Source organism: Achromobacter sp. UBA5777 (assembly GCF_002418565.1).
Lineage (GTDB): Bacteria > Pseudomonadota > Gammaproteobacteria > Burkholderiales > Burkholderiaceae_B > Achromobacter > Achromobacter animicus.
Genome location: NZ_DIEJ01000135.1, coordinates 4,245 through 28,009, shown reverse-complemented (window position 1 = coordinate 28,009; position 23,765 = coordinate 4,245). Strand labels below are relative to the sequence as shown.

Sequence of the window (23,765 nt, the reverse complement as noted above, 5' to 3'; positions counted from 1 at the left end):
ATCTGCCGTGCGCACGCGCGGGAGGCGCGCGGTGCACGATGGCAAAAATTCTAGTTCAGCGCTTGAAAAATCTCAAAATATAGAATTAAATCCCACATACAGGGAATCGCGGATGCTTTTGGGTTGCGCTTTCAATGGGCATCCGAAGTGACTTGTTCGCGCGGCGAAGCGTCGTGGATCCCCGCTTTACCCACGCATCCGTGCCGCGGCGCCGGGTATGCTTGCCGATCTTTCCCACCGCGCCGCAACTTTGCCTTTGCAACATGACTGCCACCACACTGCCCCCGGAGCAACCCGCCACGCTTGACCCCGATGCCGCCGCGCCCGCCGGCACGCAGACGCTGATGCGCGGTCTTGCCGTGGTGCAGGCGGTGGCCGATGGCGCGCGCGACCTGAAGGAAATCTGCGCGCGCATCGGGGTGGCGCGTAGCACGACGCACCGGCTGGCGAGCTGTCTTGTGCAAGAGCGCTACCTTCGCGCACTGCCGGGCGTGGGCTACGTGCTGGGGCCCAAGTTGATCGAGCTGGGCTTTCAGGCGCGCGAGGCCTTTCCGCTGGCGACGCTGGCGCGTCCCTATCTGGACAGCCTGGCCGACATGACCGGCGACACGATCCACCTGGCCGTGCGCGACAACAATGACGTGCTGTACCTGGAGAAGATTCCGGGCAAAAAGGGATTGGAGATGCGATCGCGGGTCGGCCACCGTATGCCGCTCGCCGCGACCGGCGTGGGCAAGGCGTTGCTGCTGGACGCGGACGAGCCGCAGTGGAAAGCGCTGCATCGCGTCGGCGGGCCGGTGTCGTCGCGCGCGCCCGGCGGACAGCAAGGCTGGGAGGCGTTCCGCGACCGTATGCGCGATTACGCGTCGCAGGGTTATGCGTTCGACCTGGAAGACAACGAGCCTTCGATCCGCTGCGTGGCAGCGCCCGTGCGCGATGCTTCCAGCGGCATCGTCGCCGCCATCAGTGTGTCGAGCACCGTGCCCTATATGTCGCTGGAGCGCATGCGCGAGATGGTGCCGGTGGTGCAGGGCGCGGCTGCGGGGATTTCGGCCGAGATGGGATGGAAGGTTGAGCGGGGCTGAGGGCTACTCAGGGGGATGATCGCGGGTGAGCAGACGGGCGCCGCACGCCGTCATCATGCCGTGCAGCGCCACCGGGATGCCATTGACCTTGTATGTAGCGCTTCCCTCCACGATGGGGAAGACGCCCTTGCACTTGGGGCATGAAACTCGATGGCCGACGCCGGCCATGGGTCTGCCGTCGAGGTTTGCGGATGATTCCTGGCGGCGCGGACGTGCTGCGCCTCGCGCATCGCTACCTTGCGCCGCCGCGGTGCTCGATGGTCGACAGCATCTCCAGCAACACGTCCATATCCACCGGCTTGACCAGATGCGCGTCGAAGCCGGCTTCTATCGATGCTCGGCGGTCTTCTTCCTGCCCCCAACCGCTAAGCGCGAGAATCGTTGCGCGCTGGCCCCAGTCCAGGGTGCGGATGTGGCGGCAGGCCTCGTGGCCGTTCATGCCGGGCATGCCGATGTCCATGAGGATCACTTGCGGTCTGACCTGCTCGCCCACGGTGATGGCTTCTTCGCCGTCGTACGCAGCGGTGACGTCGTGGCCTTCAATGGCGAGCACCGCAACCAGGGACTCGACCGCATCGCGGTTGTCATCGACAACGAGCACCTTGCTTGCCACTGGCGACAGCGCGCCGGCGGGGAGTTGCGGCGCCACCTCCTGAATGTCGGTGACCGGCAGCCGCACGACGAATGCGCTGCCTTTGCCTTGACCGTCGCTGTGCGCGCGCACCGTGCCGTCGTGCATCTCGACAAGGCGTTTGACGAGCATCAGGCCGATGCCCAGTCCGCCCTGCGCGCGTTCCAGCGTTCGGTCGACCTGCGTGAACATCTCGAAGATACGGTCGAGCTGATCCGGCGGAATGCCCGACCCGTTGTCGCGGACCGTGATGTCGACGCTGTCCTTGCCGGGCTCGACGAAGAGTTCGATGTCACCACCGGGTGGCGTGTATTTGGCCGCGTTGGACAGGAGGTTGCCGAAGACCTGTGTCAGGCGTTCGGCATCGCCGTGCAGCATGATCTGCGCGTCGGGCTGCACCAGTCTCAGCCGGTGGCCGTGCTGTTCCAAGGCAGGCTTGCACGACTCGACGGCATGCTGCAGAACGGAGTCGAGCGTGAGGGCGGTCAGCCGAAGTTCAAGCTTGCCGCGATTGATGCGGTTGACGTCGAGCAGGTCGTCGACCAGCCGGACCAGCTGGCGCAGCTGGCGGTCCATCACTTCGCGGGCGCGCGCCGTCATGCCGGGGTCGCGTTCGGCGCGCTTCAGCACTTCCAGCATGTTGCGCAGCGCGGCCAGCGGATTGCGCAGCTCGTGGGCCAGCACGGCAAGGAACTCATCCTTGTGCCGCCGTTCGCGCGCCAGTTCGGACTCCGCGATATGGCGTTCCAGCAGTTCGGCGGCCTGCCGCGCCAGCAGGTCGATGTAGCGCAAGGCTTCGGGTGTGGGGCCGCCGGGCCAGCGGTAATGGTTGTTGAGCATGCCCAGCAGCTGGCCGCTGCGGCTGAGCAGCGGCGTGCATTGGATCGACCGGATGTTGTCTTCCATGACGATCTCAAGCCCCAGCGTGCCTTGCAGATCCGTCAGTTGCTCGACATCGGGCACGACCAGCCGTTCCAGGTGCTGGGCGGCTTCGGCGCAGCTTGCGACCCAGCCGTCTTCCGCGAAGTGTTCGACCAGGCGCGCGCTCAGGCCCTGGTGCACGGCGATGCGCAGCGTGTTCTTTGCCGGATCGAAGATCTGGATGTTGCCCTTGTCCGTTCCGGAAATGTCGGCGGCCGCGGCCAGGATCTTCTTGAGCAGCGGTTCGAATTCGCCGGGGCCGACAAGTTCGGCGCTCAGTGCCTGCAGCCGGGATAGCGCGTTGACCTCGTTGCGCAGATCCGCCGCGGCGCGGTCGCGTTCCACGACGATGCTGGTGGCTAGCGCGCCGAACTCGGCGACGCGCTGTTCCCACGGCGTGCAATGACGCACCTGCGGCAGGCAGAGCAGAAACCAGCCGACCGGCGTGCCGTCAGGCGCCATCGCGGCACGCGCGTGGCAGGCGTGGATGCCGTTGTCGCGGCAGATGGTGCGCCAGGACTCGGCCCACGCCGTCGACTGCTCGATGTCTTCGCTCTCGACCGGGTTGCCCCGCCGGATTGCTGGATCGTCCGTCGCAAAGAGCGCCTCGTGGATCGGCAGGCCGCGCAGGGGGCAGACGATCGAGGCGGGGAGATGGGTGGAATAGGCGTCGCCCACGGTGACACGATCGGAGCCGGTCAACAGGACGCATGCCCGGCTGCCGGGCGCCAGGCGGCAGACGGCTTCAGTAAGCGCTTCCAGGCACGACCCCGTGGGGGCTCCCGAAGCGACGAGGAGCAGAAGCTGCCGCTGTTCTTGGTCCAGGGCAGCTTGGCTCGCGGAATCTGGCGGCTCGTGGGTCAAGTGCAACTCCTCTTCTTGCGACGCCTTGGCGGCGGCCGTCCCCCATCAGGGCGGGGAATTGAAACGAGGCGCTCAAGGCAAGGGCCAAGGCGCCTCAGAGGCTTCAAATAATTGCACGAATCGCGCAGAAGGAATGTTGCAATTTGTCCCGGTTGTGGCGGGGCGTGACGGCCCCCCGTCCGGTTACTCCAGCGGCAGGGTCAGGACGCCTTGCGGAGCGGGGCGCATCATGACGCGCCGATACCACGCGGACAGCGCGGGCGTGTCGGGCCGCTCGATGGGCAGGGCCAGCCAGCGGTGCGCGGCGGCGACAAGCGCGATGTCGCCCATGGTGAGGTGACGCCCAGCGATGAACTCGCGGCCTTGCAGGGCCTGGTCCAGGATCAGCGCACGGGCGTTGGAGCGTTTGATCGAATTTTCGATGGCGGCCTTGTCACGCTTGTCTTCCGGGGTGCGGATCAGGCCCAGAAAGGCCGGCCCCATAGCCGGCTGCCATTCGGTCGCCTGCCAGTCCATCCAGCGGTCCGCATCGGCGCGCAGGCAGACGTCCTCGGGCCACAGCGTGCCCACGCCGTAGCGCGCCGCCAGGTAGCGGACGATGGCGTTGGATTCCCACAAGATGAAGCCGCCGTCGTCGATGACGGGGACAAGGCGGTTGGGATTGAGCTTGGCCGCGTAATCGGCGGTGTCGACCACGCCGAACGGGCCACCGGCCTGGACAAAGGTATGCGGCAGGGCCAGCTCGCGTACGGCCAGCATCACTTTCTGAACGTTGACGGAGGTCAGGCGTCCCCAGATCTTCAACATAGCCAATCCTTCTAAGGGTCAGGCCGGCGGCAGGTGCCGCCGCGCAAAGCCGCTGTCGCGCCCGAAGCGCGTCCAGTCGAATGCCGGCCCGGGATCGGTCTTGCGCCCCGGGGCGATATGTTCGTGTCCCTGGGCGGCAACCAGGGGATAGCGCGCGCGCAGGGTGTGGGTCAGCCGGCGCAGCGACGCGTACTGTTCGCCAGTGTAGGGCAGCGTGTCCGTGCCTTCCAGTTCAATGCCGATGGAAAAATCGTTGCAACGCTCGCGGCCGGCGAAGCGCGACACGCCAGCGTGCCAGGCACGCCGGTCCGTCGAGACGAATTGCACGATGCGGCCGTCGCGGCGGATGAAAAAGTGCGCCGACACGCGCAGGCCGCGCAGGCGTTCCAGCCAGGGGTGCGAGCGGTAATCGAGCGTATTCAGGAAGAGGCCTGCGACCTCAGGTCCGCCAAATTGGCCTGGCGGCAGGCTGATGTTGTGCAGGACCAGAAGCGAGACCTGCTCGCCCGCGGGGCGCGCGTCGCAGTTGGGCGACCGCATCAGGGTAATGCCCGGTGCCGGCGCCAGCCAGCCATGTCGATCCAGGAACAAAGGCATAGGGAGGGAGAGACGATCAGCGCTTTGCGGGGCCCAGGCGGGCGTGGTCGGGGCTGCACCAGGTCTGGCCGTTTTGCAGCAGGGCCTCGGAGCGGGGCAGATGGATGCCGCAATGGGCGCAGCGCACCATCGATTCGATGGCGGGCGGGGGCTGCGCGCCCTGCGCCTTTTTCTTCTGGCCGCCTTGCGCGTCGGCCTGGCGCTGTGCGGCCATGCGGCCGGCAATGCGGGCGACAAACAGAACCAGGATGGTCAGAACGATCCAGAACAGCAACTTGCCCACGTCAGCCTCGATGCAGAATCATTTCCAGCACGAACCGGCTGCCGGTGTAGGCCAGAATCAAAAAACCAAAACCCGTCAGGGTCCAGCGCAGCGCGACGCGGCCGCGCCAGCCCCAGATATGCCGGCCGGCCAGCAGCACGCCGAAGGTCAGCCAGGACAGCAGGGTGAAGACAGTTTTGTGGTCGAACGGCAGGATCTTGCCGGTCAGCTTCATGGAGGCGACCGAGCCCGAGCCCACCGCCAACGTCAGCACGACAAAGCCAATCCAGATGATGCGGAAAAGCAGCTGCTCCTGCACCAGCAGCGGCGGCTGCGAATCGAGCACGCGCCCGATGATGCTGCGTTCGGCGGGGGCGTCCAGGGGACGGTGCAGGTGGCGGTCCAGCAGGGCCATCATCATGGCGTGCAAGGCGGCGATGGTGATCAGACCGTAGGCCGCCAGGGCGATCAAGAGGTGCACGCGCAGCCAGGGATCGTCGGCATGGGGCACGAACTGCCCCTGCGGGAAGATGGCGGCAAGGCCGCTGGCGATGGCGGCGGCGGGCAGCAGCAGCAATTGCAGGCCGTCGATGCGTACCAGCAGGCTTTCCAGCCAGAACACCACCATGCCCAGCCAGATGGCGGCGGACAGGGCCAGCGCCCATCCAATGAAAAGATGCTGGGATCCCAGCATCGATTGTTGCAGCCCGATTCCATGGAGAACCAGCGCGCCCAGCAGGCACAGACGGGCAATTTTGCCGGTCTGTTCCACTTCCCCGGCGCCGGCCAGGCGGATCCAAAGCGACCCCCCGAGCACCGCGTACGCCAAGGCAGCCGCTGTGTGAAATACAATGCCGAGTGACATAGAAACCGTTGTCTGGATGGGGCCTTGGGGTGCGCGTCACCCGAAAGCGCAGAATCCGCGCCTGCGGCCACCGTTCAATCAACTAGTTTAAGCGGAAACGCCTCTCATGCTCGATAACCTAACTCAACGCCTGTCGCGCGTCGTCAAGACGCTGCGCGGGGAAGCCCGCCTGACCGAGGCCAATACGCAGGAGATGCTGCGCGAAGTGCGCATGGCGCTGCTGGAAGCCGACGTCGCGCTGCCGGTCGTTCGCGACTTTGTCGCGCGGGTGAAGGAAAAGGCGCTGGGCGAAGAAGTCGCCGGCAGCCTCAGCCCGGGCCAGGCGCTCGTCGGCGTCGTCAACAAGGAACTGACTGCCCTCATGGGCGGTGACCTTGGCGCAGACGCCAACGAACTGTCGCTGGCCGTCCAGCCGCCCGCCGTGATCCTGATGGCGGGCCTGCAGGGCGCCGGCAAGACCACCACCACCGGCAAGCTCGCACGCTGGCTCAGCGAAGGGCAGCACACGCAGCACGGCCGCAAGACCGGCAAGAAAAAGGTGCTGGTGGTGTCCGCCGACGTGTACCGTCCGGCCGCTATCGACCAGTTGAAGAGCGTGGCCGCGCAGGTCGGCGTGGATTTCCTGCCGTCCGATCCCAGCCAGAAGCCCGAAGACATCGCGCGCGGCGCGGTGGATCACGCCCGCCGCCATCATTACGACGTGCTGATCCTGGACACAGCCGGCCGCCTGGGTATCGACGAGGCCATGATGCGCGAGATCCGCGCGCTGCATGACCTGGTCAAGCCGGTGGAAACGCTGTTCGTGGTGGACGCGATGCAGGGCCAGGATGCGGTAAACACCGCGCGCGCCTTTGCCGACGCGCTACCCCTGACCGGCGTCGTGCTGACCAAGCTGGATGGCGACGCGCGCGGCGGCGCGGCCCTGTCGGTGCGCCATGTCACCGGCAAGCCGCTCAAGTTTGTCGGCGTGTCGGAAAAGCTGGATGGCCTCGAGCCGTTCTACCCCGACCGCATGGCGCAGCGCGTGCTGGGCATGGGCGACATCGTCTCGCTCGTGGAGCAGGCGCAGAAGAACATCGATATCGCCGAAGCGCAGAAACTTGCGTCCAAGATCAAGTCGGGCAACAAGTTCGACCTGAACGACTTCCGCGATCAGCTTGGCCAGGTCAAGAAGCTGGGCGACATGGGCTCGCTGCTGGAAAAGCTGCCGGCTCAGTTTCAGCAGGCCGCAGGCCAGTTGCAGGGCGGCCAGGCGGAAAAGCAGCTGCGCCGCACGGAAGGCATCCTGAATTCGATGACGGCCGCCGAACGCGCCAAGCCCGAACTGATCAAGGCCTCGCGCAAGCGCCGCATCGCCGCCGGTTCGGGTGTGCCGGTTCAGGAGGTCAATCGTCTGCTGGCTCAGTTTGAGCAGATGCAGGGCATGATGAAGCAGATGAAAAAGGGCGGCATGGCAAAGATGATGCGCGCCATGGGCGGCATGAAAGGGCTGGGCCGTTTCGGGATGAAGTAGGAAAAGGCCCCCACGCCGCACTCGCTTCGCTCGCTTGCTGCCCCCCGAGGGGGCTGCCCCGCCTTCGGACGGCCGGGCGGCGGGGCGGCTTTTCTAGCGCAGGCTGTAAGTTCGGGGTCAAAAAAATGGCCAGACATTGCGTCTGGCCAAGCAATCGCGGCAGGCAGGGGGCGCCGCGCCGCGACACAAGCCGGAGAACGCATGGGTGTCCTCCGGATTGTTTGAATTCGGTGCCGCTTACGACAGCGGCGGGATGCGCAGCACCTGACCCGGGTAGATCTTGTCGGGGCTGGTGAGCATGGGCTTGTTGGCTTCGAAGATCAGGGTGTTCTTGGCGCCCTGGCCCTTGCCGTATTGCGCTTCGGCGATCTTCCACAGGTTGTCGCCCTTTTGCACGGTGTACATCTTGGCTTCCGGCGCGGCCTGTTTGACCTGCAGCTGATTGTCCACCGCGGCCACGCCGACGGTGTTGCCCAGCGCCAGTGAAATCTTCTCGGCGTCTTCCGTGCTCAACGCCTGGCCCGCGACCGTGACCTTGTCGCCGTCCACCGTGATTTGCAGGCCATCCGCGTTCAGGCCGTGCTTATCCAGCTCTTTCTTCAATTCCTCTGCCGTCGCGGCCTTGGCCTCGCTGGCGCCGAAGAGTTTTTCTCCAACGTCCTTGATGAAATTGAGCAGACCCATAGCGTTTCCTTTATCGATATTGCGGTGAGAAAACCTGTGCTCTCGAAGGCGCCTGTCCGGTTGAAGGCGGCGCGATAGAAACGATTATGACTCGCACATTTGCCCTACGACGAGGGGTTGTGGTGTAACAGGTTGCTAGCCTCTTGCCAGACTACGCAACAATGCTGGCACCTTCGCAGGACGTTGGTATCCGGGGGCGTAAGCTCCCTCGTGCGTGGGGCGGCATGCAAAAAGGCCGCTGGGTGTCAGCGGCCTTAAAGGGGGTGTCGCGATGCGGCGCCGGAGCGTTGCGGTGACCGTAGTTCAGCCGCCGCCCACCGCGACCACGATTTCGATCTGATCGCCGTCCGACAACGCCGTCTGCGCGTGCTGGCTCTTGGGCACGATTTCGCCGTTGCGTTCGACGGCCACGCGCTTGCCCGCATAGCCCAGCGTTTCGAGCAATTCGTTGACCGTGGTGTCCAGCGGGAACTCGCGGGCGTCTCCGTTCAGGGTGATGTGCATGTCAGGGCTCCTCACTGTTTGGCGTAGGCGTCGGTGGCGGCGATCAGGCGCGCCAGCGTGCCGGGTTCGTCGAAGGCGTGGCCGGCATCGGGCACCAGATGAAACTGCGCTTCCGGCCACGCGCGGTGCAGGTCCCACGCGGTGCGCGCGGGCGTGCAGACGTCGTAGCGGCCCTGCACGATGGTGCCGGGGATGCCGCGCAGCTTCTGCGCGTCGCGGATCAACTGGCCTTCTTCCATGAAGCCGGCGTTGAAGAAATAGTGGTTCTCGATGCGCGCAAAGGCCAGCGCTGCGCGGTCCGCGGCGTGGCTTTGCTGATGGCGCGGGCTGGGCAGCAGCGTGATGGTGCTGTCTTCCCATTTGCTCCAGGCCTTGGCGGCGCGCAGTTGCTCGGCGGGGTCGTTGCCCGTCAGGCGCTTGTGGTACGCGGAGACCAGGTCGCCGCGCTCGGCCTCGGGGATCGGCGCCAGGTATTCTTCCCAGCGGTCCGGAAACAGCCACGATGCGCCTTCCTGGTAGAACCATTGGATCTCGGCGCGGCGCAGGCCGAAGATGCCGCGCAGCACCAATTCGCTGGTGTGCGCCGGGTGCGTCTCGGAATAGGCCAGCGCCAGCGTCGATCCCCAGGATCCGCCAAACACCAGCCACTTCTCGGCGCCCATGACTTCCGTGCGCAGTCGCTCGATGTCGGCGACCAGATGCCACGTGGTGTTGTTGTCCAGGCTGGCGTGCGGATGCGAACGGCCGCAGCCGCGCTGATCAAACAGCAGCACGTTGTAGCGTTGCGGATCGAACAACTGCCGGTGCACCGGCGAGCAGCCGCTGCCGGGTCCGCCATGCAGGAAGACGGCGGGCTTGCCGTTGGGGTTGCCGCACATTTCCCAATAGATCTGGTGACCGTCTCCGGTGTCCAGCATGCCTTGGCGGTAGGGTTCGATCGGCGGATAGAGCATCAGGCGGCTCGCTTGAAGATCAGGTCCCAGACACCGTGGCCCAGGCGCAGGCCGCGTGTCTCGAATTTGGTGAGGGGGCGGTAGTCAGGTCGCGGCGCGTAGCCGTCGACGGTGTTCTTCAGGAGCGGTTCGCCGCTCAGCACTTCCAGCATCTGCACCGCGTAGTCTTCCCAGTCGGTGGCGCAGTGGATGTAGCCGCCGGGCGCGATGCGGCTGGCCAGCAGCGAGATGAACGTAGGCTGGATCAGGCGGCGCTTGTGATGGCGCTTCTTGGGCCACGGATCCGGAAAGTAGATGTGCACGCCGGCCAGGGAGTCGGGGGCGATCATGTCGCGCACCACTTCAACGGCGTCGTGCTGGATGATGCGCAGGTTCTGGATGCTGGAGTCTTCGATGCGGCGCAGCAGCGATCCGACGCCCGCGTTGAACACTTCCACGCCCAGGAAGTTGTCGCCAGGCCGGGCCAGCGCGATCTTTTCGGTGGTTTCACCCATGCCGAAGCCGATCTCCAGCACCGTCGGGGCCTGCCGTCCGAAGGCGGCGGCCGGATCCAGGCGGCGGGGGGCGTAGGGAAGGGACCATTGGCCCATCAGGCGCTCCAGCGCGGCAAGCTGGCCCTGGGTGATGTGGCCGCGGCGATGGACGAAGCTGCGGATGTGGGCGGCGCCCGGGCTGTTGGGCGCATACGCGGCGCTGGCCAGCGCGGCCTGGGTTTCCGGGGAAACGGGGGCGGGCGCGGCGTCGGCGGCGGGCGAGGCGGAAGGACTCACGCCCGGCTTGGCGGGCGCGTCTGCGGCGGTGTCCGCAGGGTTGTTCGGGGGGGTGTTCGTATTCATAGGCGGGATTGTAGTGGCAGGCCTGCTCGCGCGGGGCCAGTCATGGTGACTAAAACAGGGACACATTTATCCCGGTCGCCTGCGGCTATAGTTCCAGCCCGGTTTCCCTGTGCCGTAGACTCTTTTCATGAACTTTGCCCGGATCGACCTCGTCACGCTTGCCCTGTTTGTTTCCGTGGCGCGCCAGGGGAGCATCTCGGCCGGCGCGCGCCAGTCGCATCTGGCGGTGGGCGCGGCCAGCAAGCGCATTTCCGACCTGGAAGCCGCGTTGGGTTCGCCCCTGCTGTTTCGCAATGCCGCTGGGGTGGAGCTGACCGACGCCGGGCAGGCGTGTCTGGTGCACGCGCTGCGCGTGCTGCAGGAAGTCGAGCAGATGGCCGGCGCGCTGTCCGACTTTGCGCAGGGGGTGCGAGGACAGGTGCGCATCGCGGCAAACACCTCGTCGCTGACCCAGTTCCTGCCCGAGGACCTGGCCGCCTTCATGGACGAGCATCCCGCCGTGCGCATCGACCTGGAAGAGCAGAACAGCAGCGACATCGTCACCGCCGTGCTGGAGAACCGCGCGGACATCGGCGTCTTTGCCGACCGCACGCTGGCAGACGGTCTTGCCACCTTCCCGTATCGTCTGGACGAGCTGGTGCTGATCGTGCCGCAGCGCCATCCGTTGGCCGCGGAGCCACAAGTCGCCTTCGCGGACACGCTGGCCTACGACTACGTCGGCCTGCCGCCCGCGACGTCGCTGGCGACCCGGCTGTCGGAAGAAAGCGGCCGGATGGGCCGGGCGATGCGGCTGCGCATTCAGGTGCGCAGTTTTGATGCCATCTGCCGCATGGTGGCGGCCACGCGTGGCGTGGGCATCCTGCCGCGCATCGCCGCCGAGCCGCACGCGCGGTCCATGCCGATCCGCCTGATTCCGCTGACCGACGAGTGGGCGCGCCGCTGGCTGCTGCTGGGCGTGCGCGATGCGGATACGCTGACCGTGGCCGCGCGGCTGCTGCTGGCCCACCTGCGCGGCGAGGGCTGAGGGTTAGCCCGGGGTTTCTCGTTCCGGGAATGCCCCTTTCCCCGATTGTCCATTCCGCTCCCCGGCGCTTTGCGCGCACACTGCCGTCCATCACTACCGTAAGACGCGCCTGGGAGGCGATATGGCAGGGCAGATTCTTGCCGGCATTCGTGTGCTGGAACTGGGACAACTCATTGCTGGGCCTTTTGCGGCCAAGACGCTGGCGGACTTTGGCGCGCAGGTCATCAAGATCGAGCCGCCGGGCCAGGGCGATCCGCTGCGCAAATGGCGTCTGCTGCACGAGGGCACCTCGGTGTGGTGGGAGGCGCAATCGCGCAATAAACAGTCGGTCTGCGTGGACCTGCGCCAGCAGGAAGGCCAGGACATCGTGCGCATGCTGGCGCGCGAGGCCGACGTGCTGATCGAAAACTTCCGCCCCGGCACCCTGGAAAAATGGGGCCTGTCATGGGAAGCCCTGCACGAACTGAATCCCCGCCTGATCATGTTGCGCATTTCGGGCTACGGCCAGACCGGCCCCAAGGCGCGCGAACCCGGCTTTGCCGCGATCGGCGAAGCCATGGCGGGCCTGCGCTATCTGAACGGCGAGCCGGGCCGCGCGCCGGTGCGCGCCGGGCTGTCGCTGGGCGACACCATTGCCGGCCTGCACGGCGCGCTGGGCGTGATGCTGGCGCTGTATCAACGCGATGCGCGCGGCGGCGTGGGGCAGGTGATCGACACCGCGCTGTATGAAAGCCTGTTCAACCTCAGCGAGAGCCTGCTGCCCGAATATTCGGTGTTCGGCGCCGTGCGTGAGCCCGCCGGCGCGTCGCTGCCCGGCATTGCGCCGTCCAATGCCTACCCGTGTCAGGACGGCTACGTGCTCATCGCGGGCAACGGCGATGCCATCTACACCCGCCTGATGGCGCGCATCGGCCGCGACGACCTGGGACAGGATCCGGCGCTGGCGCACAACGACGGCCGCGCGCGCCGCGTGGAAGAAATCGATGCCGCCATCGGCGCGTGGACGCAGGAACGGCAGATCGACGACGTGCTGGCCGCGATGCTGGAAGCGGGCGTGCCCGCCGGCCGCATCTATTCCATCGCCGACATTGCCAAGGATCCGCACTACCGCGCCCGCAACGCCATCACCTCAATGGAATCCGCGGCGGGCGTGCCGGTGGAAATGCCCGCCGTGTTCCCGTACCTGTCGTCCAACCCCGGCGCGGTGCGCGAACGCGCGCCGACGCTGGGCGAACACACCGACACGGTGCTCGCGTCGGCGGGCCTGACCGAAGAACAGCGTGCCGCGTTGCGCGCCAAGGGAGTGATTGCATGAACCACGGACCCGCCCGCATCGAGATCAACGAGGTCGGGCCGCGCGACGGCCTGCAGATCGAGAAGACCATGGTCTCCACGGACGACAAGGTCGCCTTCGTGGACGCGCTGTCCGACTGCGGCTTTGCCCGCATCGAGGTCACCAGCTTCACGTCCCCTAAAGCCATTCCCGCGCTGGCCGACGCCGTTGACGTGATGCGCCGCATCCGCCGCCGTCCCGGCGTGATCTATACCGCGCTGGTCCCGAACGTGCGCGGGCTGGAGCGCGCACTCGAGGCCGGCACCGACGAGATGAACCTCGTCATGTCGTGCAGCGAGACGCACAACCGCGCCAACCTGCGCATGACGCGCGATCAGTCGTTTGCCGAGCTGTCGCAGGTGCTGGCTGCCGCCGCAAAGGCCGGCGCGTCGTGCAACGTGTCGTTGTCGACCGCGTTTGGCTGTCCGTTCGACGGCGATGTGCCGGCCGACACCGTGCTGGAACTGGCCACGCGTCTGGTCGATGCGGGCGCAGCCGGCATCACGCTGTGCGACACGACGGGCATGGCGTTTCCGACGCAAGTGGCTACGCTGTGCGAACAGGCGGCTGCGCGCCTGCCGGCCACGGCGCTGACTGTACACCTGCACAACACGCGCGGCATGGCGCTGGCCAACGCCATCGCGGCCTGGCAGACCGGCATCACCCGCTTTGACGCCGCGGCGGGCGGACTGGGCGGATGCCCTTACGCGCCGGGCGCCAGCGGCAACGTCAACACCGAAGAGCTGGTCCACATGTTTGCTTGCATGGACGTGGAGACCGGCGTGTCGCTGGAGCCGCTGCTGGCCATCGTGCGCAGCCTGCCCGGCCTGGTCCAGCGCGATCTGTCCAACGCATTGCTGCAGGCGGGACCGAGGCTGGCCCTGCATGCGCCGCCCGCGTGGCTGGCCGAACGGTTTCCGGCCGATGCCTGATTGATTGGTCCTTTCCAAGCAGTACCTGCTGTACCCGAACCACCCACAGATAAAACAATACCCAGGAGACAACGCATGGCCTCTTTCCGCCTGCCCACCGCACTGCGCGTCAGCGCCGCCTTCGCCCTGATCACCTCCGCCGGCGCCGCCAGCGCGCAGGCCGATTTCCCCAACCGTCCCGTCACGCTGATCGTGTCTGCCGCGCCCGGCGGCACCACCGACATCGCCGCCCGCCTGATTGCGCAGCCCTTGGGCGCGGCGCTGGGCCAGAGCGTCGTCGTCGAGAACAAGCCCGGCGCCTCGGGCGGCATCGCCGCGCAGGCCGTGGCGCGCGCCAAGCCGGACGGCTACACGCTGCTGCTGCAATATTCGGGCTTTCAGGTCATCACCCCGCATGTGACGCCCGCCGCCGGCTGGGATCCCATCAAGGACTTCGCCCCGGTCGCCAACGTGCTGTCCGCGCCGCAAGTCGTGGTCGTGCGTCCCGATCTGCCCATCAAGTCCTTGAAGGAACTGGTCGCGTACGCCAAGGCCAACCCGGGCAAGTTGAACTACGCGTCGTCGGGCAACGGGTCGCTGCAGCAGGTCGCCACCGAACTGCTCAACCAGATGGCCGGCACGCAGATCACGCACATCCCGTACAAGGGCACCGGCCCCGCGCTGAATGATCTCTTGGGCGGCGCTGTCGACATGACGATCACCACGCCGCCGCCGCTGCTGGGCCAGATCGCCGCGGGCAAGCTGCGCGCGTTGGCGGTCACGGGCAATGCCCGCCTGCCGTCGCTGCCCGACGTGCCCACGGCCGCCGAAGCCGGTTACCCCGACCTGATCGTCTCGTCGTGGTTCGCCATGTACGCACCCAAGGACACGCCCGCGCCGGTCGTCGACAAGATCGCGGGCGAAATCCAGAAGATCATGAAGACCGACGAGTTCCGCAAGAAGGCGGCCGAGCAGGGCGCCGAGGCGATCTTCATGGGGCCGAAGGAACTGGGCGCCTACACGCAGACCGAGCTGGACCGCTGGGGCAAGGTGGTCAAGGCCGCGAACATCACGGCGAATTGATGGCGGCGGGTTTTTGGTCGAAGGGGGCGGGCATTTTTGACCCGCCCCGACCGAAAAAACCCGCGCTATAATCGCGGCTCTGCCCGGCCCACGGCTGCGGCACGACACCCGAGCGGGTGTAGTTCAATGGTAGAACGGCAGCTTCCCAAGCTTCATACGAGGGTTCGATTCCCTTCACCCGCTCCATCAATCCCAGCAAGTTCCCTTCTGCGACGCTGATCACTTGATTCTGCTGCGTCGGCATTCATTCTCTGCATCGATTCAACGCATTGCCCGAGGATGTCCGCGTTCACCTGCGCTGGGGCATTCCCAAGTGCGCCCTGCGGTCAAGCGACGCGGTGACAAACGGCCTCGATGTTGTAGCCGTCGGGGTCCAGGATGAAGGCGCCGTAATAGTGGGGGTGGTAATGCGTGCGCAAGCCGGGCGGGCCGTTGTCGCGGCCGCCGGCCGCCAAGGCGGCGCGATGGAACGCGTCGACCGCTTCGCGGCTGCGGGCGCGGAAGGCCACATGCACGCGCGGCGCGCAGGGCGTGCCCTCATGTATCCAGAATTCACCACCGGGGTTGTTCTCGTTGTCGGGTTCACCGACGCCGAAGCCCATGTCGGTCTCGAACGTCTTGCGTGCCACATAGCCCAGCGCCGCCAGCGCGCTCAGGTAAAACGCGCGGCTGCGCTCGAAGTCGCTCACATGGATCGTGATGTGGTCCAACATGCAACGCTCCTCCAACAAGGTGGCCCATCGGGCCGGAACGATCAGCATAGGCCATCAGGGCGGAGGACAGGGTGGTGATTCGCAAGGTGGCGTGATTGGAGGGAGCCGGCGCGGGAGGCGCTCGCACCTGCGCCATCCCGCCATCGACAAACAGACCGACGCCATTGACGAAGCTTGCCAATCGATCTCCAAAATAATGCATAACTCTGGAAAGATTGAAACGACTATGCGTGTTTGTGGATAATCGCTTCATCTCAAGGAGTCTTCGGCATGGATCAATTGACAGCGATTCGCGGGTTTGCGCGCGTGGTGGAGGCGGGCAGTTTCACGTGGGCAGCGGATTCGCTGGATATGCCCAATGCCACGCTTAGCAAGATCGTGCAGGACCTGGAGGCGCACCTTGGCGTGCGCCTGCTTCAGCGAACGACGCGGCGCGTCACGGTTACGCCGGAAGGCCGCGAATACTACGAAAAGACGTTGCGCATCGTGCGCGACCTGGAAGACATCGACGGCTCGTTCAATGCCGTGCAAGGCCGGCCGAAAGGGCACCTGCGCATCGACGTGGGGGGCTCGACCGCGAGCGACGTGCTGATCCCCGCAATCTCGGATTTTCTGACGCGCTATCCCGACATCCGGATCGATTTCGGAGTGTCGGACCGCCCCGTCAATCTGATCAGCGACAACGTCGACTGCGTGATCCGCGGCGGCCCGCTCGATGATTCTTCACTGGTGGCGCGGCAGATCGGTACCGCCGATCTGATCACCTGCGCCACGCCGAGATATCTCAAGCAGTTCGGCACGCCTGCCTATCCGGATGAGTTGAAGAACGGCCACAAGCTGGTCAGCTACCTGTCGCCGCAGAACGGCCGCGCCTTTCCGTTCCGCTTTGAACGCGATGGCGAAAAGACGGAGATCAAGGTCGAGCATCGCGTCGGCGTCAATGAAAGCAACGCGCATCTGGCGGCGGCGCTGGCGGGCTTGGGGATTGTCCAGACGTTCACCTATGCGGCAGGCCCCGCGTTGCAGAGCGGGGCGCTTGTCGAAATTCTGAAACCGTGGCGGCCCCAGCCTTATCCCTTTCACGTGGTGTACCCGCATAACCGGCACGTCACGCATCGGCTGCGCGTGTTTATTGATTGGCTTGTGGCGAACCTGCCCGCGCGCCTCAAAGGATGAAGGGCAGGTGCTGGTCCACCCAAGCCCTCATCGAAGATGTCATGGTGGGAAAGGCGCACCCCGTCAACACGAAGCGCGCCCCGTTCAGCGTTGCTGATACGCGTTAGAAGCTGGGCTTTCTGGACTGGCTGCGCTGCACATACTCGATCCGCGCATTCATCCAGGCCGGGTCGTGCATCTGGATGCTGACGCCGCTGTATTTCAATACCGCCTGCGACAGGTCCGTCGAGCAGCCCATGCCGGGGTTCGTGCTGGGTTTGGTGCACCATTCCATGTTCAGGTCGTTGGGATAGTTCGACTGGCGGCCGTATTTTTCCAGCACGGCTTTGCCCATGGCTTGCTTGTTGGCCGGCGTCCAAGGCAGTTCATAGCGGATCTGCGACACCGCCAGCGGCCGCTGCTTGTCGACAGGAACGCGCGGCTCGAAGTGGACGATGAAGCTGACGCCATCTTTGTCGTAGCTGAAGTTCATCGGCATCTTGGTGATCGTGACGGGGTTGTTCGTCGCGTAGCCGATCCGGATGTCCTTCTTGCCAACATTGAAGTTCTTGGCGGTGGCGGCGAGGGCTTCGTCGAAGTCCATGCCTGTCTTGACGCCAGCGACATCAAACGTGCGGGCGTCGACCGAACGGGGGGACGCGGCATTTGCGGGAGCAACGACGACGGCGGTCAGCGCGGAAATGAGGAGTGCAGCTTTCAACTTCAAAATAAAGATCCTTTTCGAATAGCGCGGGGATTATCCGATCGGGTCTTTATTGTGTCCCTAATAAATTGCAACCAAACTTGTCATCGGGGCAATTTATTTAAAGGCTGAAGGCCAGGACAAAGCCCAGCAGGGCAACGGTCATCAGCGCGCCCGCGGCGGCCGCGGACGGGCGGTGATCCGGGCCGGAGCCGTTGTCCTTGAACCGGAAGGGCTGTTTGATGCTGATGTACGCGCTGGCAGTCAGGGCGACCGCCGCGACTGCGCCGGCGATGTAGGCGAGCATCTGAACTCCTGGATCAATGAAACGGCCGGGCGCGCGCCCGGCCATCAACTCAAACCGGCTGGCTCGGATCCTCCGCCAGGAACCCCCCGCTCTGATGCCGCCACAGGCGTGCGTACACGCCATTCATTGCCAGCAGTTCCGCATGGCTGCCCTGTTCGATGATCTGGCCTTGATCCATCACGATAAGCCGGTCCATCGCGGCGATGGTCGAGAGGCGGTGCGCGATGGCGATGACAGTCTTGCCCTGCATGACTTCGTCCAGGCTTTCCTGAATGGCGGCTTCCACTTCTGAATCCAGCGCGCTGGTGGCCTCGTCCAGCAGCAGGATGGGCGCGTTCTTGAGCATGACGCGGGCGATCGCGATGCGCTGGCGCTGGCCGCCCGACAGCTTGACGCCGCGTTCGCCGACGAGCGTGTCGTAGCCGGTGTTGCCGTGCGAGTCGCTGAGCTGCCGGATGAAGTCGTCGGCCTGTGCGCGGGCCGCGGCGGCGCGGATTTCTTCGCGGCTGGCGTCGGGGCGGCCATAGGCGATGTTGTCGCAGATGGAGCGGTGCAGAAGCGATGTGTCCTGCGTGACCATCCCGATGGCGCTGCGCAGGCTGTCCTGCGTGACCTTCGAGATGTCCTGGCCATCGATGCGGATGTGTCCCCGTTCGACGTCGTAGAAGCGCAGCAGCAGGTTGATGAGCGTGGATTTGCCGGCGCCGGATCGTCCGACCAGGCCGATCTTTTCGCCGGGGCGCACGGTGAGGGTCAGGCCGTCGAGGACCTGGCGCTCGTTGTTGTAGTTGAAATAGACGTCGTCGAACTGGACTTCGCCTTGCGTGACTTGCAGGGTGGCGGCGTTGGGCGCGTCCTGCACCTTCGGGACGTGGGTCAGGGTGGCGATGCCGTCCTGCACGGTGCCGATGTTCTCGAACAGCGAGGTCATCTGCCACATGATCCAGTGCGACATGCCGTTCACGCGCAGCGCCATGGCGGTCACGGCGGCGACTGCGCCGGTGCCGACTTCGTTGCCATGCCACAACCACAGCGCGTAGCCGCCGGCCGCGAGGATCAGCGCCGACACCAGCGCCTGATTGACGATTTCGAACTGGCTGACCAGACGCATCTGGCGGTAGCCGGTTTCCTTGAAGTCCTCCATGGCGGCGCGCGCAAAGCGGGCCTCGCGGTTGGTGTGCGAGAAGAGCTTGACGGTGGTGATGTTGGTGTAGGCGTCGGTGACGCGTCCGGTCATGGACGAGCGGGCATGCGCCTGCTCCTTGCCGACCTTGCCCAGCCGCGGCACGAAATACATCATGGCCAGGCCGTAGAGCGCCATCCAGCCGATGAAGGGCAGCATCAGACGCCAGTCGAAGCCCCCGGCCAGGGCGACGATGGTGACGAAGTAGACAGCGATGCCGAGCACGATTTCGCAGAAGGTGAGCAGCACTTCGCGCACGGCAAGCGCGGTCTGCATGACCTTGGTGGTGACGCGGCCGGCAAATTCATCCGAGAAGAACGACAGGCTCTGCCGCAGCATCATGCGGTGAAAGTCCCAGCGCAGGCGCAGCGGCAGGTTGATGGCCAGGACCTGATGCTGGATCAGCGTGCGTAGCGCGACGACGCCAACGCTGACGCACAGCACGATGGCGATGCCCCACAGGACCTGGCGTTCGTGCGCAGACGCGGCCTCGCCCGCTTTCCAGGCGGTGAGCATGTCGACGACCTGACCCAGAAAGGCGAAGAGCCACGCTTCGTAGATGGAAACCGCCGCGCTCAGGATCGCCAGCGCGGCGATGTAGCGGCGCGAACCGTGCGTGCAGAACCACAGGAACGCGAAGAATCCTGTGGGAGGCGGGGGGACGTTCTCGGAAGGGAACGGATTGAGCTGGCTTTCAAATCTGCGGAACAAGGCAGAGACTCCAAATTCACGAATTAATGCGAGGCGGCCGTGCGGCGGACCCGGCAGGGTGATACCTCAGCGATATTTCAGGGCGTCGACAAAGGCGGAAAAGGCGGGCGAGGCCTGGCGCCTGTTGGGGTAATACAGGTGAAAGCCCTGAAACGTCGGGCACCAGTCTCCCAGGACTTCCTTGAGCCGGCCATCGGCCAGGTACGGCGCGACAAGTTGCTCGGGCACGTAGGCCAGACCGATACCGTCCACGGCCGCGTTGAGCACATGCATGATGCTGTTGAAAACCAGCTGGCCCTCGACCTTGACGGTGAAGGCCTGGCCGTTCTTCTCGAATTCCCAAGCGTAGACCGGACCGGATGGCCGATGCCGGATGTTGACGCAGGGCAGGCCGGTCAGGTCATGCGGCGTGGCGGGCGCCGCGTGCCGCGTGAAGTACGCAGGCGATCCTACCACCATCAGCCGCCAGTCCGGGCCGATGCGCACGGCGATCATGTCCTTGCTGATCGCTTCGCCCAGCCGGATCCCGGCGTCGAACCGCTCCTCGACCACGTTGGTGAACCCGTAATCCACGTATAGCTCCAGGGTGATGTCCGGATAGTCCGTGAGGAACGTGGCCAGCATCGGCCGCAGGCACAGTTCGATGGAGTCGTCGGTGCAGGTGATGCGAAGCTTGCCGCGCGGCTTGTCGCGCAGTTCACCCAGCGCGTCGACCTCGATGGCGATCTGGTCGAAGAGCGGCGCGATGGCGCGCATCAGGCGCTCGCCGGCTTCGGTGGGCGCAACGTTGCGCGTGGTGCGGGACAAGAGGCGCACGCCCAGGCGTTCCTCGAGCGAGCGCATGGTGTGGCTCAGCGCGGAAGGGGTGAGACCCAGCTTGCCCGCGGCCTTGGTGAAGCTCTGGTCGCGGGCGACAGCCAGGAAGGCCTGCAGGTCATTGATCTTGGGAGGTGCCATTGCTGAATTTTTCTCACAGGTGCATAAAGATTACACCCCCTAATCAGGCCGCGGGGCTTGCGTCAACATCTGGGCATTGATTTTCAAGGGATTTTCCGCCGTGACCCAGACCACCGATTTCAGCGCCTCCGCCCTTCAATTCCCTACGGAAGACGGCGGACGCCGCGCCTTCATCAAGGCCGCCGGCGGCATTGCCGCGTTGGGTCTGCTTTCCACCAGCGCGTCGCCGGTGCTGGCCGCGCAGGGCGGCGCGAGCGGCAGCAGCGCGGTGCCGGCGTCGCCCGGTGCGCCGGCTGACGCGGACAACTTCTACAAGAGCGACAAGGTGCAGGTGCAGCGCGTCACGTTCAAGACGCAGTACGGCGTGGCGGTGACGGGCAATCTGGTGACGCCGAATGAATTGGCCCGCGACGGCCAGGCGCCCGCGGTCATCGTCGGCCACCCGATGGGGGCGGTGAAGGAGCAGAGCGCGATGCTGTACGCGCAGAAGCTGGCGGAACGCGGCTTTGTCACGCTGGCGATCGACCTGCCGTACTGGGGCGAAAGCGAAGGCGAGCCGCGCAACCTGGTCGCGCCGGAACTGTATGCCGAAGCCTTCAGCGCCGCCGTCGATTATCTGGGCGTCGGCGGACTGGTGCATCGCGAGCGTATCGGCGTGCTGGGCATTTGCGGCAGTGGCGGCTTCGCGATCAGTGCGGCAAAGATGGATCCGCGCCTGAAGGCGATTGCGACGGTCAGCATGTACGACATGGGCGCCGTGACGCGCAATGGCCTGAAACACAGTCTGACGCTGGATCAGCGGAAGGCGTTGCTGGCGAAAGCGGCGGCGCAGCGGTATGAGGAGTACGCCAGCGGCCAGGGGCAGTTTCTGAACTACCTGCCAGCGAGGCTTGGCGCGGATGCGGATGCGGATGCGGTGACGCAGGAATTCTGGGATTTCTACCGCACGCCGCGTGGCATCGCCATCCCGGCGGGGCGCACGTTGGAACAGACGCAGAACCGGATGCTGACCAGCGAAGTGCGGTTCGTGAATTTCTATCCGTTCAACGACATTGCGTCGATCTCGCCGCGCCCGTTGCTGTTCATCACGGGTGACACCGCGCACTCCCGGGAGTTCAGCGAAGACGCCTATGCCAAGGCGGCCGAGCCGAAGGAGCTGGCCTGGGTGGCCGGCGCCGGCCACGTGGACCTGTATGACCGCGTGGGGCTGATTCCCTGGGACAAGCTGGACGGGTTCTTCCGCCAGCATCTGGCGGCCTGAGGCTGGCAGGTCCTGATCTTGCAACGTCCCGCGCCGCGCACCGCTTCAGCGGGTGCGCGGCCGCTTCCGTTGCGCCAACAATCCTTGAACTCTCAATGACTAGCACTGCAATTGAATCCACAAAGGGCCAGATTGACGCCCAGGGCGGGGTGCCCGCACAGCCGGCCTCATGGAGCGCCGTCCTGGCAATGTCCGTGTGCGCGTTCGCGCTGGTTGCCTCCGAATTCCTGCCCGTCAGCCTGCTGACGCCGATGGCGTCCGACTTGCACGTGACAGAGGGCATGGCGGGGCAAGGCATCGCCATTTCCGGCGCGTTCGCCGTGGTGACGAGCCTGTTCATTTCGGCGCTGGCGGGCAGCCTGAACCGCAAGACGCTGCTGCTTGGCCTGACGGCGGCCATGGGGCTGTCGGGCGCCATCGTGGCGGTGGCGGGCAATTACCTGGTCTACATGACGGGCCGCGCGCTCATCGGCGTGGTGATCGGCGGCTTCTGGTCGATGTCGGCGGCGACGGCGATCCGGCTGGTGCCGCCCGCTCAGGTGCCGCGCGCGCTGGCGATCCTGAATGGTGGCAATGCGCTGGCGACCGTCGTGGCGGCGCCATTGGGCGCCTATCTGGGCTCGGTCATCGGCTGGCGCGGCGCGTTTCTGTGCCTGGTGCCGGTGGCGCTGATGGCGCTTGCCTGGCAGTGGCTGACGCTGCCATCTATGCCGGCCGGGCCGCGCGCCGCCGGCGCGAATGGCGTGTTCAAGGTCTTCACGCTGTTCAAGCGCCGGCATGTGGCCATCGGCATGGCGGCCAGCAGCCTGTTCTTCATGGGGCAGTTCGCGCTGTTCACGTATGTGCGGCCGTTCCTGGAGACCATGACGCGCATTCAAGTGCCGGCGTTGTCGCTCGTGCTGCTTGCCATCGGCGTGGCCGGGTTGGTTGGCACGGTGCTGATCGGCCGCGTGCTGCAGCGGGGGTTCTATCAGACACTGATCGCCATTCCGCTGTTCATGGCGGCGATCGCGATGGGCCTCATCGCGTTTGGTCACTGGATGCCGGCTGTCGTGGGGCTGCTGGCGTTGTGGGGCCTGACGGCGACGGCGGCGCCCGTGGGCTGGTGGGCCTGGGTGGCCAAGACGTTTCCGCACGACGCGGAAGCCGGCGGCGGGTTGTTGGTGGCCGTGGTGCAGATGGCCATCGCGCTGGGATCCACCGTGGGCGGCGTGCTGTTCGATCAAAGTGGATACCAGAGCACGTTCGTTGCAAGCGCCGTGCTGCTGGTTGGCGGGGCCGTGCTCGCGGGAATGACGGCGCGCACGCGGCCGGGCGTGGCGGGATGAGGGGGCTGGATCGGGACGCGAATGTGGCGTTGCCACGAACCCGCCGCGATCAGCGGGCCCTAGCTACGCCCAACTCCGACGCGTGACGCGCAAGCCAGCGCCGGAACTGATCCGCGAAGCAGTCGACGACCCGGTCCTCGTGGCCGAGCGATGCGGCGCTGTTGTGCGGGCTGATCCACACCGACGGCAGCGACCATAGCGGCGACGCCTGCGGCAGCGGTTCTTCCGTAAAGGTGTCGAGATAAGCACCCGCCAGACGTCCCGCAGCCAGCGCGTCAGTCAGCGCGATTTCATCGACCAGCTCGCCGCGCGCGACATTGACGATGCGCGCGCTGCTTGGCAGCAGCGCCAGCCGGTGCGCATCGATGATGCCGGCGGTCTCGGCATTCAACGGCAGGGCGAGTACCAGCCAGTCGCAATGGGGCAGGGCGTCGTCCAGCTGCGCCATGCTGATGACGTCGTCAAAGCCGATCAGCGCCCCGGCACGCCGCCGAACGGCCGTCGTGCGCAGGCCCAACGCGGCGCACAAGCGCCCGATCTCCTGCCCAATGGCGCCCGCGCCCAGCACCAGCAC

At 65.8% G+C, this 23,765-nt stretch carries 25 protein-coding genes and 1 tRNA gene (1 of these 26 only partly in view); 10 read left to right on the top strand and 16 right to left on the bottom strand.

The window, feature by feature from the left end:
* The first annotated feature begins 263 nt into the window (after positions 1 to 263).
* Complete coding sequence (locus tag B3446_RS10155; RefSeq protein ID WP_291380607.1) at positions 264 to 1,085, top strand: IclR family transcriptional regulator; 822 nt, start codon at positions 264 to 266, stop codon at positions 1,083 to 1,085.
* Positions 1,086 to 1,088: 3 nt separating this feature from the next.
* Here B3446_RS10155 and B3446_RS28505 read toward each other — a convergent pair whose 3' ends face one another.
* From B3446_RS28505 to B3446_RS10130, 6 genes are all read right to left on the bottom strand, one after another.
* Positions 1,089 to 1,376 carry a PAAR domain-containing protein gene (locus B3446_RS28505; RefSeq protein ID WP_349680033.1) on the bottom strand — a complete coding sequence of 96 codons (288 nt, stop codon included), beginning with the start codon at positions 1,374 to 1,376 and terminating at the stop codon, positions 1,089 to 1,091.
* A complete protein-coding gene (locus B3446_RS10150) occupies positions 1,318 to 3,339 on the bottom strand; it encodes a hybrid sensor histidine kinase/response regulator (RefSeq protein ID WP_291380606.1) in 2,022 nt (673 codons plus the stop codon). Before B3446_RS10150 ends, B3446_RS28505 begins: the two co-directional genes overlap by 59 nt.
* Before the next feature lie 345 nt (positions 3,340 to 3,684).
* Entirely contained in the window at positions 3,685 to 4,308 is a 624-nt protein-coding gene (locus tag B3446_RS10145; protein WP_175122355.1) for a glutathione S-transferase family protein, read from the bottom strand.
* Between the two features lie 18 nt (positions 4,309 to 4,326).
* Positions 4,327 to 4,905 carry a 1,6-anhydro-N-acetylmuramyl-L-alanine amidase AmpD gene (gene ampD / locus B3446_RS10140; protein WP_291380603.1) on the bottom strand — a complete coding sequence of 193 codons (579 nt, stop codon included), beginning with the start codon at positions 4,903 to 4,905 and terminating at the stop codon, positions 4,327 to 4,329.
* A gap of 16 nt (positions 4,906 to 4,921) precedes the next feature.
* Positions 4,922 to 5,188 (bottom strand): PP0621 family protein, encoded by a 267-nt coding sequence (locus B3446_RS10135; protein WP_291380601.1) that lies wholly within the window; start codon positions 5,186 to 5,188, stop codon positions 4,922 to 4,924.
* A gap of 1 nt (position 5,189) precedes the next feature.
* Complete coding sequence (locus B3446_RS10130; protein ID WP_191579035.1) at positions 5,190 to 6,032, bottom strand: cytochrome C assembly family protein; 843 nt, start codon at positions 6,030 to 6,032, stop codon at positions 5,190 to 5,192.
* A gap of 106 nt (positions 6,033 to 6,138) precedes the next feature.
* On the opposite strand from B3446_RS10130, the gene ffh reads away from it, so the two are divergent.
* Positions 6,139 to 7,545 (top strand): signal recognition particle protein, encoded by a 1,407-nt coding sequence (ffh, locus tag B3446_RS10125; RefSeq protein WP_056559422.1) that lies wholly within the window; start codon positions 6,139 to 6,141, stop codon positions 7,543 to 7,545.
* A gap of 237 nt (positions 7,546 to 7,782) precedes the next feature.
* Here ffh and lysM read toward each other — a convergent pair whose 3' ends face one another.
* The 4 genes from lysM to trmB form a co-directional block, all read right to left on the bottom strand.
* Positions 7,783 to 8,229, bottom strand: a complete 447-nt coding sequence (lysM, locus tag B3446_RS10120; RefSeq protein ID WP_175137914.1) for a peptidoglycan-binding protein LysM — start codon at positions 8,227 to 8,229, stop codon at positions 7,783 to 7,785.
* 303 nt (positions 8,230 to 8,532) lie between these two features.
* Positions 8,533 to 8,733: a sulfur carrier protein ThiS gene (thiS, locus tag B3446_RS10115; RefSeq protein WP_056559414.1), complete on the bottom strand. Its 201-nt coding sequence runs from the start codon at positions 8,731 to 8,733 to the stop codon at positions 8,533 to 8,535.
* A gap of 11 nt (positions 8,734 to 8,744) precedes the next feature.
* Positions 8,745 to 9,686, bottom strand: a complete 942-nt coding sequence (gene pip / locus B3446_RS10110) for a prolyl aminopeptidase (RefSeq protein ID WP_191579036.1) — start codon at positions 9,684 to 9,686, stop codon at positions 8,745 to 8,747.
* The gene (trmB, locus tag B3446_RS10105; RefSeq protein WP_224776963.1) at positions 9,686 to 10,522 is read right to left on the bottom strand and encodes a tRNA (guanosine(46)-N7)-methyltransferase TrmB; all 837 of its coding nucleotides are present in this window, start codon (positions 10,520 to 10,522) and stop codon (positions 9,686 to 9,688) included. The genes pip and trmB overlap by 1 nt, the downstream gene beginning before the upstream one ends.
* Before the next feature lie 127 nt (positions 10,523 to 10,649).
* Between trmB and B3446_RS10100 the strand changes: the two genes are divergently transcribed.
* The 5 genes from B3446_RS10100 to B3446_RS10080 all read left to right on the top strand — a co-directional run bounded on the left by B3446_RS10100 (position 10,650) and on the right by B3446_RS10080 (position 15,059).
* Positions 10,650 to 11,546, top strand: a complete 897-nt coding sequence (locus B3446_RS10100) for a LysR substrate-binding domain-containing protein (RefSeq protein ID WP_175122360.1) — start codon at positions 10,650 to 10,652, stop codon at positions 11,544 to 11,546.
* Between the two features lie 121 nt (positions 11,547 to 11,667).
* Positions 11,668 to 12,861, top strand: coding sequence for a CaiB/BaiF CoA transferase family protein (locus B3446_RS10095; protein ID WP_291380588.1), 1,194 nt, complete (start codon positions 11,668 to 11,670; stop codon positions 12,859 to 12,861).
* The gene (locus tag B3446_RS10090) at positions 12,858 to 13,811 is read left to right on the top strand and encodes a hydroxymethylglutaryl-CoA lyase (protein ID WP_291380586.1); all 954 of its coding nucleotides are present in this window, start codon (positions 12,858 to 12,860) and stop codon (positions 13,809 to 13,811) included. Before B3446_RS10095 ends, B3446_RS10090 begins: the two co-directional genes overlap by 4 nt.
* A 75-nt stretch (positions 13,812 to 13,886) precedes the next feature.
* The gene (locus tag B3446_RS10085; RefSeq protein WP_291380584.1) at positions 13,887 to 14,873 is read left to right on the top strand and encodes a Bug family tripartite tricarboxylate transporter substrate binding protein; all 987 of its coding nucleotides are present in this window, start codon (positions 13,887 to 13,889) and stop codon (positions 14,871 to 14,873) included.
* A gap of 112 nt (positions 14,874 to 14,985) precedes the next feature.
* Positions 14,986 to 15,059, top strand: a tRNA-Gly gene (locus tag B3446_RS10080).
* 140 nt (positions 15,060 to 15,199) lie between these two features.
* On the opposite strand, the gene B3446_RS10075 is transcribed toward B3446_RS10080, so the two are convergent.
* Positions 15,200 to 15,586 (bottom strand): VOC family protein, encoded by a 387-nt coding sequence (locus tag B3446_RS10075; protein ID WP_175137908.1) that lies wholly within the window; start codon positions 15,584 to 15,586, stop codon positions 15,200 to 15,202.
* 270 nt (positions 15,587 to 15,856) lie between these two features.
* Between B3446_RS10075 and B3446_RS10070 the strand changes: the two genes are divergently transcribed.
* A complete protein-coding gene (locus B3446_RS10070; protein ID WP_291380581.1) occupies positions 15,857 to 16,762 on the top strand; it encodes a LysR family transcriptional regulator in 906 nt (301 codons plus the stop codon).
* Between the two features lie 103 nt (positions 16,763 to 16,865).
* Here B3446_RS10070 and B3446_RS10065 read toward each other — a convergent pair whose 3' ends face one another.
* The 4 genes from B3446_RS10065 to B3446_RS10050 all read right to left on the bottom strand — a co-directional run bounded on the left by B3446_RS10065 (position 16,866) and on the right by B3446_RS10050 (position 20,602).
* The gene (locus B3446_RS10065; RefSeq protein ID WP_291380579.1) at positions 16,866 to 17,468 is read right to left on the bottom strand and encodes a hypothetical protein; all 603 of its coding nucleotides are present in this window, start codon (positions 17,466 to 17,468) and stop codon (positions 16,866 to 16,868) included.
* Positions 17,469 to 17,565: 97 nt separating this feature from the next.
* Positions 17,566 to 17,751 carry a hypothetical protein gene (locus B3446_RS10060; RefSeq protein WP_191579046.1) on the bottom strand — a complete coding sequence of 62 codons (186 nt, stop codon included), beginning with the start codon at positions 17,749 to 17,751 and terminating at the stop codon, positions 17,566 to 17,568.
* Positions 17,752 to 17,800: 49 nt separating this feature from the next.
* On the bottom strand, positions 17,801 to 19,645 hold the full coding sequence (locus tag B3446_RS10055) for an ABC transporter ATP-binding protein (RefSeq protein WP_191579047.1): 1,845 nt from the start codon (positions 19,643 to 19,645) through the stop codon (positions 17,801 to 17,803).
* A gap of 66 nt (positions 19,646 to 19,711) precedes the next feature.
* The gene (locus B3446_RS10050; protein ID WP_291380575.1) at positions 19,712 to 20,602 is read right to left on the bottom strand and encodes a LysR family transcriptional regulator; all 891 of its coding nucleotides are present in this window, start codon (positions 20,600 to 20,602) and stop codon (positions 19,712 to 19,714) included.
* Positions 20,603 to 20,702: 100 nt separating this feature from the next.
* Between B3446_RS10050 and B3446_RS10045 the strand changes: the two genes are divergently transcribed.
* Both B3446_RS10045 and B3446_RS10040 read left to right on the top strand, forming a co-directional pair.
* The gene (locus B3446_RS10045) at positions 20,703 to 21,863 is read left to right on the top strand and encodes an alpha/beta hydrolase (protein ID WP_291380573.1); all 1,161 of its coding nucleotides are present in this window, start codon (positions 20,703 to 20,705) and stop codon (positions 21,861 to 21,863) included.
* Positions 21,864 to 22,051: 188 nt separating this feature from the next.
* Positions 22,052 to 23,191: an MFS transporter gene (locus tag B3446_RS10040; RefSeq protein WP_291380794.1), complete on the top strand. Its 1,140-nt coding sequence runs from the start codon at positions 22,052 to 22,054 to the stop codon at positions 23,189 to 23,191.
* A 49-nt stretch (positions 23,192 to 23,240) separates the two neighbouring features.
* Here the strand turns inward: B3446_RS10040 and B3446_RS10035 are convergent, their stop codons facing one another.
* Positions 23,241 to 23,765, bottom strand: the 3' portion of a protein-coding gene (locus B3446_RS10035) for an NAD(P)-dependent oxidoreductase (RefSeq protein WP_422652842.1). 141 nt of this gene lie beyond the right edge of the window; 525 of the gene's 666 nt are visible here — the last part of the coding sequence; its start codon lies off the right edge, out of view — the gene reads right to left on this strand; the stop codon is at positions 23,241 to 23,243.